This window comes from Malikia granosa, assembly GCF_002980595.1.
GTDB lineage: Bacteria > Pseudomonadota > Gammaproteobacteria > Burkholderiales > Burkholderiaceae_C > Malikia > Malikia granosa.
On sequence record NZ_PVLQ01000096.1, the window covers coordinates 1 to 5,132 of the forward strand.

6 protein-coding genes are annotated in these 5,132 nt (G+C 64.7%); 5 read left to right on the top strand and 1 reads right to left on the bottom strand.

Features of this window, described 5'->3' with window-relative positions:
* Positions 1 to 132 precede the first annotated feature (132 nt).
* The 5 genes from C6P64_RS16285 to C6P64_RS16305 all read left to right on the top strand — a co-directional run bounded on the left by C6P64_RS16285 (position 133) and on the right by C6P64_RS16305 (position 3,704).
* Entirely contained in the window at positions 133 to 360 is a 228-nt protein-coding gene (locus C6P64_RS16285) for a DUF4160 domain-containing protein (RefSeq protein WP_105749595.1), read from the top strand.
* Positions 348 to 803 carry a DUF2442 domain-containing protein gene (locus C6P64_RS16290; RefSeq protein ID WP_105749596.1) on the top strand — a complete coding sequence of 152 codons (456 nt, stop codon included), beginning with the start codon at positions 348 to 350 and terminating at the stop codon, positions 801 to 803. The genes C6P64_RS16285 and C6P64_RS16290 overlap by 13 nt, the downstream gene beginning before the upstream one ends.
* A gap of 262 nt (positions 804 to 1,065) precedes the next feature.
* On the top strand, positions 1,066 to 2,841 hold the full coding sequence (locus C6P64_RS16295; RefSeq protein ID WP_105749597.1) for a tyrosine-type recombinase/integrase: 1,776 nt from the start codon (positions 1,066 to 1,068) through the stop codon (positions 2,839 to 2,841).
* A 135-nt stretch (positions 2,842 to 2,976) separates the two neighbouring features.
* On the top strand, positions 2,977 to 3,207 hold the full coding sequence (locus C6P64_RS16300) for a DUF4160 domain-containing protein (protein ID WP_105749598.1): 231 nt from the start codon (positions 2,977 to 2,979) through the stop codon (positions 3,205 to 3,207).
* The gene (locus C6P64_RS16305; RefSeq protein ID WP_105749599.1) at positions 3,204 to 3,704 is read left to right on the top strand and encodes a DUF2442 domain-containing protein; all 501 of its coding nucleotides are present in this window, start codon (positions 3,204 to 3,206) and stop codon (positions 3,702 to 3,704) included. The genes C6P64_RS16300 and C6P64_RS16305 overlap by 4 nt, the downstream gene beginning before the upstream one ends.
* A gap of 3 nt (positions 3,705 to 3,707) precedes the next feature.
* Here C6P64_RS16305 and C6P64_RS16310 read toward each other — a convergent pair whose 3' ends face one another.
* Positions 3,708 to 4,865: a vWA domain-containing protein gene (locus C6P64_RS16310; RefSeq protein WP_105749600.1), complete on the bottom strand. Its 1,158-nt coding sequence runs from the start codon at positions 4,863 to 4,865 to the stop codon at positions 3,708 to 3,710.
* Positions 4,866 to 5,132: the final 267 nt, after the last annotated feature.

Here is a 5,132-nt window from a genome sequence, read left to right on the forward strand (position 1 = left end):
CGTGACGGTGCGCGTGGCATAAATCCGTCTGGGGTCAGGGGAAGAACGTCCTGGACTCGATTTCCTCAACAGAGCCCCATGGAACCAGAAATGATGCTTCAGGTATAGAATTAATTTCTATACAATTCTGGCATGACGACCAAGCAGCGCTTTCGCAACAAGTTCCGACTGGAGGTGCGCGAGCGCGACCACGGTCCGGCGCACTGCCACCTCGTGGGTGGCGAGGTGGACGTCATCATTTACCTGGAAACCTTGGACACCGATGGTGCATGGCCGCGCGGCCTACGTGTCGAGGTGATGGAGTGGATCCAGCTTAACCTGGACGATCTGTGGAAGGAATGGTACTTATGGCACGCATGAAACGCGCCCGCCTGGCGGGCATCGAGGTTCTGGCTGAGTTCAGGATGCGTCTGGTCTTTGTCGATGGTGAAGTCTTCACGCTGGACTTCAAGCCACTGTTTGATGAGTCGCCCGGTCTCATGTGCTTGAGCGATCCCGAGATCTTCGCAACCGCCACGCTGATAGAAGGCGAAGGCTGGACGGTCGAGTGGCCAGCACTCGACATCCAGATCGGCGCCGACACGCTCTGGCTGGACGCACAGGCACAGAATGCCGCTGACGAGAACACGCGCATCTTCGCCCAGTGGCGCGCTCGCCATGGCTTGAGCCTGTCGCAGGCAGCCCAGGCGCTGGGCATGACGTCGCGCACCATCAGCGCCTACGGCACCGGTGCACGGCCCGTACCGCGCTACATCGCCTTGGCATGCAAGGGATGGGAGGCCGAGCACCGCAGGGCGGCCTGATCGACAGACGGAAATGCAACGGCCTGGGAGGTTTGCTGTCCGCAGCACATGGCGCTTCGGATCCGCTGTTGCCGCGCGTCTCCTGCAGAACGAATTTAGTTGCAGGATGTTGTCGAAATTTGTTGCGTGAGCGGGCAGCGGCCGAGTGCCGCTGTTTTTTTGAGGTATCAGCTAAAGATAAGCATCAATTATCTTTGGCTAAAATCCTGCTGACAAAAGTGCAGTTCGAACCAACGCCAGCCAGCCGACCCCGCAGACTCCAATGGCCACAAGCCCTTACGCAGCCGCTCAGTCCACCCCTCACGCCAGCCTCTACCGCCGCCGCCTGGGGCCTCACCACTTCGCCTACCTGCGCGCCATCGCCGAGGGGCTGGAGCGCACCGACTGCGCCCGGCGCTATCTGGGCATCGAGCACGGCCACGAGGCCGTCACCGCGCACCGGCTGGTGGTGGACCAGGTGCGCGCCGCGGCCCGGCGCCGGGGCGAGACTTCCGCGCGCCTGATCGGGCTGACGATCCGGGTCTCCGACACGACCCAGCCCAGCCTGGAGGAGTTCATCGCCGAGCGCGGGCTGGATGGCTGGAGCGAGGCTGAGGTCGTCGAGCTGTACGCCGAGCTCTGTGGCAAGGTCCAGGGACCCGACCCCAAGGCACAGCGCAGGGAGCGGCTGCGCAAGCGCCAGATCGAGCTGCTGAGGTCACTCGAATCGGCGGTGGCCGAGGCGCCGAGTCCTTCGGACTTTGTCGGCGGCTGGTTCGACGAGGCGCTGGCCAGGAAGCTGGACCTGGCGGGATTTCACACGCTGGGCGAGCTCAACGCCCGGGTCAGCGCCGGCGGGGCCTGGTACAAGTCTCTGCCGGCGGTGGGCAAGGCCAAGGCACAGCGCATCGAGGCCTTCCTGCGCACGCTGCTGCCGCGCGAGGCGCAGGCGCTGCCGTTCTTTGGGCCGGTCCGGCAGACGGGGAGGGCGCTGGTGGTGTCAGGGCCGGCTTCGCCCATCCCGGCCGGCAGCCTGCTGGGCGAGGTCACGACCGAGCAGGCGGTCGAAGCCTGGATCGCGGCGCGGGCGAATTCGGATGCCACGCGCAAGGTCTATGCGCGCGAGGTCGGGCGCTTCCTGGTCTGGCTGCGCCATGAGCGACCGGGCGTCTCGCCGCAGCAGCTGGGCGTGCAGGATGCGGTGGCCTTCACCGGCTTCCTGCGCGAGATTCCGGCGCACTACATCTCCCGGCGCAAGGCCTCGCCGGGCGAGCTGGGCTGGGCGCCGTTCCGGGGCCAGCTGACGCCGGGCAGCCGGAAGCAGGCGCTGATCGTGGTCTCGGCCTGGCTCGACTGGCTGGTGGAGGCGCGGCATGTCGAGGCCAATCCGTTCCGGCTCATCTCCCGGAAGCAGGGCGACGACCAGACCGCCACTGGGCAGGTCAAGGCGATCACGGAAGGCGCGATGCAGGCGCTGCTGCGCTACTTCGAGCAGGAGGAGTCCTCCCCGGCCATCCACCGGATGCGCTTCATCCTGAGCTTCCTGGAATCCATGGGGCTGCGGGCCAGCGAGCTGCTGGCCGCGCGCCTGGGTGACCTGGTCACGCTGCCCGAAGGCCTGGCGCTCAAGGTGCATGGCAAGGGCGCCAAGAACCGGCATGTGACCCTGAACCGGCAGGCGCGAGACGCGCTCAACGAGTATCTGGCCGTGCGCGGCCTGGGCGACTTCCTGCAGGCGCCGGCCGAGACGCCGATCCTGGCCTCGGCCAGGGACCCGATGACGCCGATCACCTACCCGGCGCTCTACCAGACCGTCAGGCGCTGGCTGGAGAAGGCGGTATCAAGCGCTGATCTCCCCCGCCACGAAAAGACGCAGCTCTACAAGGCCTCCACCCACTGGCTGCGCCACACCTTCGGCACCCGGCTGATCGAGAAGGGGGCGGCGCCCGATGCGGTGCAGTCGTCCATGGGGCATGCCTCGCCCGTGACGCTGAGCCGCTACACACGGTCCAGTGCCAGGCGACAGTTCAGCGAGGTGGCCAAGGTGTTCGGGGAGTGAGCAACGTGGTCGGCCTCATAGGGGGGCGCGAACAGCTGGCGTAGTGCTCGCTGCCACTCTTTGGATCAGATAAGGCCAAGTTCAGTTACGGTAACGGGAGACAGCAAGCGTGCAACAGTTGCACTAAAATGGGCCATGCCAGTTGTCGCCCGATTTTCTCACTGCCGCGTCAGGATCAACGCGAAGGACCATCCACCGCCGCATTTCCATGTGCTGCTCAACGACGGGCGGGAGGCGTGGGTGACGATTGCGGAGCAGAAGATCGTGCATGGCAAGGTCGCGGCTCGAGAAATCGCCGACGTCCTGACCTGGGCCGCGGACAACCGCGCCATGCTGGCCGCCACTTTTGAGGAGTTGCAACGATGAGCAAGGACCATTTCGTGCTGACGGCGGTCGAGGCCCTGCCGGACTACCGCTTGCGCCTGAGCTACGCTGATGGCCAGACCTTTGAGGTCGACCTGAGCGAGCGGATTTTCTCGAGCGGCTATCTGGCTCCCCTCAGGGATGCGACCCTGTTTGCACAGGCCAAGGTAGGCTTTGCAGGACGGTCGGTGGACTGGATCGAGGACGAACTGGATCTGGGGACTGACAACCTGCGCCACCTCGCCGTCGAGCAGGCCGGCGGGATCGGGCATGAGCGTATCTGGACCTGGCTGCACGACACGGGGCTGACACTGGAGCAGGCCGCAGAAGCCCTGGGTATCTCCCGGCGCATGCTGATCTACTACCGCGACGGCGAGAAACCGATTCCCAGGTCAATCTGGTTGGCATGCCTGGGCTGGGAAGCGGTCAGACCGAAGGGGCGCAGCCTGCCGCTGAGAGCGCCTTCAGTGCGCGAGTACGCTGCCCTGCACCCGGCCTGATCCTTACACCGAACCCGTGCCCATGCGCACCACCTCCCCAAAGGGGTAACGGCTGCTCTCCAGCCCTCCCGGCAGGACCAGCCAGAGCACCGGGCTGTCCGGTGCGTTGGAAGGGAAGTCCCCGTAGCCATCGGTGAAGTAGATGCAGACCGGCAGGTTGCCGTGTGCGTTCTCCCGCTCCACCCACTGGAAGAACGGCTTGAACGACGTGCCGCCGCCACCTTTCACCTTGGGCATGGCCGCATCTGCACCAAAGTCATGCGGTCCGTATAGATCCGCATCGGCGTAGAAGAGCGTGCCCTTGATCTGGGGATAGGCGTCCAGGATGCTCTGGATCTCTCTCATGAACTGTCCGAGTTCGTCCTTGCCGATCGAGGCGCTGGTGTCGATGCAGATGGCCACCTCGACCGACTCGCCCACGGTTTCCTCCAGATAGAGCTTGCGGTGGATGAAGCGGCGGTCGAATCCCCCGAAGTCGAATGGCGTGCTGACCATGAACTGCCACAGCAGGTCGCGCCAGTTCTGTGGTGCTTGCCTGGCCTGCTCGAACTCCCGCATCGAGCCGAGTCCGCTGGAGCCGAACCCCCGCTTGATCCTTCGGGTCACCGCATCGGCCTGCTGCAGGGCTGAGTTCCAGAGCCGCTCGAGTTCATGCTGGCTGTGTTCATCCAGGACTCCCTCGCTGCCCGGCCCCGTTTCGCTGTCCGGCATAGCCGCTCCCAGATCCAGGAGCGTGAGCTTGGGCAACCGGTGTCTGCCGGTGGCCAGCTGTTCGTAGACCTCCTCGACGCTCAGGTGGGCCAGCTTGGGCATCTCGACCCCGCCGTCCGGCAGGCTGTAGCCGGTGTCCGCCCGGATCATGCCGTTGACAACTACGTCGGCGGCGATGTTCCAGAGCAAGGCGTCGCGTTCACGGCGGCGGCTGCCGTGGCGCAGCGCTGCATGCAGCAGCTCGTGGGCGACCAGGCCGCAGAGCGCCGGCATTTCGAGCTTGTCTATGAACTTCGGGTTGAACCAGATCGTCTTACCGTCTGTGGCCGCAGTCGGTATCTGATCCGTCATGCGCAGGTCGGCAAACAGGGCCAGGGTACCGAAGAAGGGGTGATCGCCGCGGATGCGCAGCAAGGCTCCCTGGAGCCGCTTGCTCAGGTCTAGACTCATGGGGTCAGACGCTGAAGATCAGGTCGCGCATGTTGCGGGCAAAGTCCTTGAGTTCCGCATTGCCGGCGATCAGCCTGGCCAGATCGCCGAACTGGCCCTTCTCGCGCAGCATGCGGAACAGGTCACTGGGGCTTTGTTGTATTAATCAATTCGACAAACAAAGTGACTGTCGAGCTGGGGTAGGCGGCTCTGTTGAGGAAATCGAGTCCAGGACGTTCTTCCCCTGACCCCAGACGGATTTATGCCACGCGCACCGTCACGGGCGTC

Bases quoted from the DNA above. Each gene is read 5' to 3' on its own strand.
- C6P64_RS16305 (WP_105749599.1), top strand. From the start codon at position 3,204: ATGAGCAAGGACCATTTCGTGCTGACGGCGGTCGAGGCCCTGCCGGAC.
- C6P64_RS16285 (WP_105749595.1), top strand. From the start codon at position 133: ATGACGACCAAGCAGCGCTTTCGCAACAAGTTCCGACTGGAGGTGCGC.
- C6P64_RS16290 (WP_105749596.1), top strand. From the start codon at position 348: ATGGCACGCATGAAACGCGCCCGCCTGGCGGGCATCGAGGTTCTGGCT.
- C6P64_RS16300 (WP_105749598.1), top strand. From the start codon at position 2,977: ATGCCAGTTGTCGCCCGATTTTCTCACTGCCGCGTCAGGATCAACGCG.
- C6P64_RS16295 (WP_105749597.1), top strand. From the start codon at position 1,066: ATGGCCACAAGCCCTTACGCAGCCGCTCAGTCCACCCCTCACGCCAGC.
- C6P64_RS16310 (WP_105749600.1), bottom strand. From the start codon at position 4,865: ATGAGTCTAGACCTGAGCAAGCGGCTCCAGGGAGCCTTGCTGCGCATC.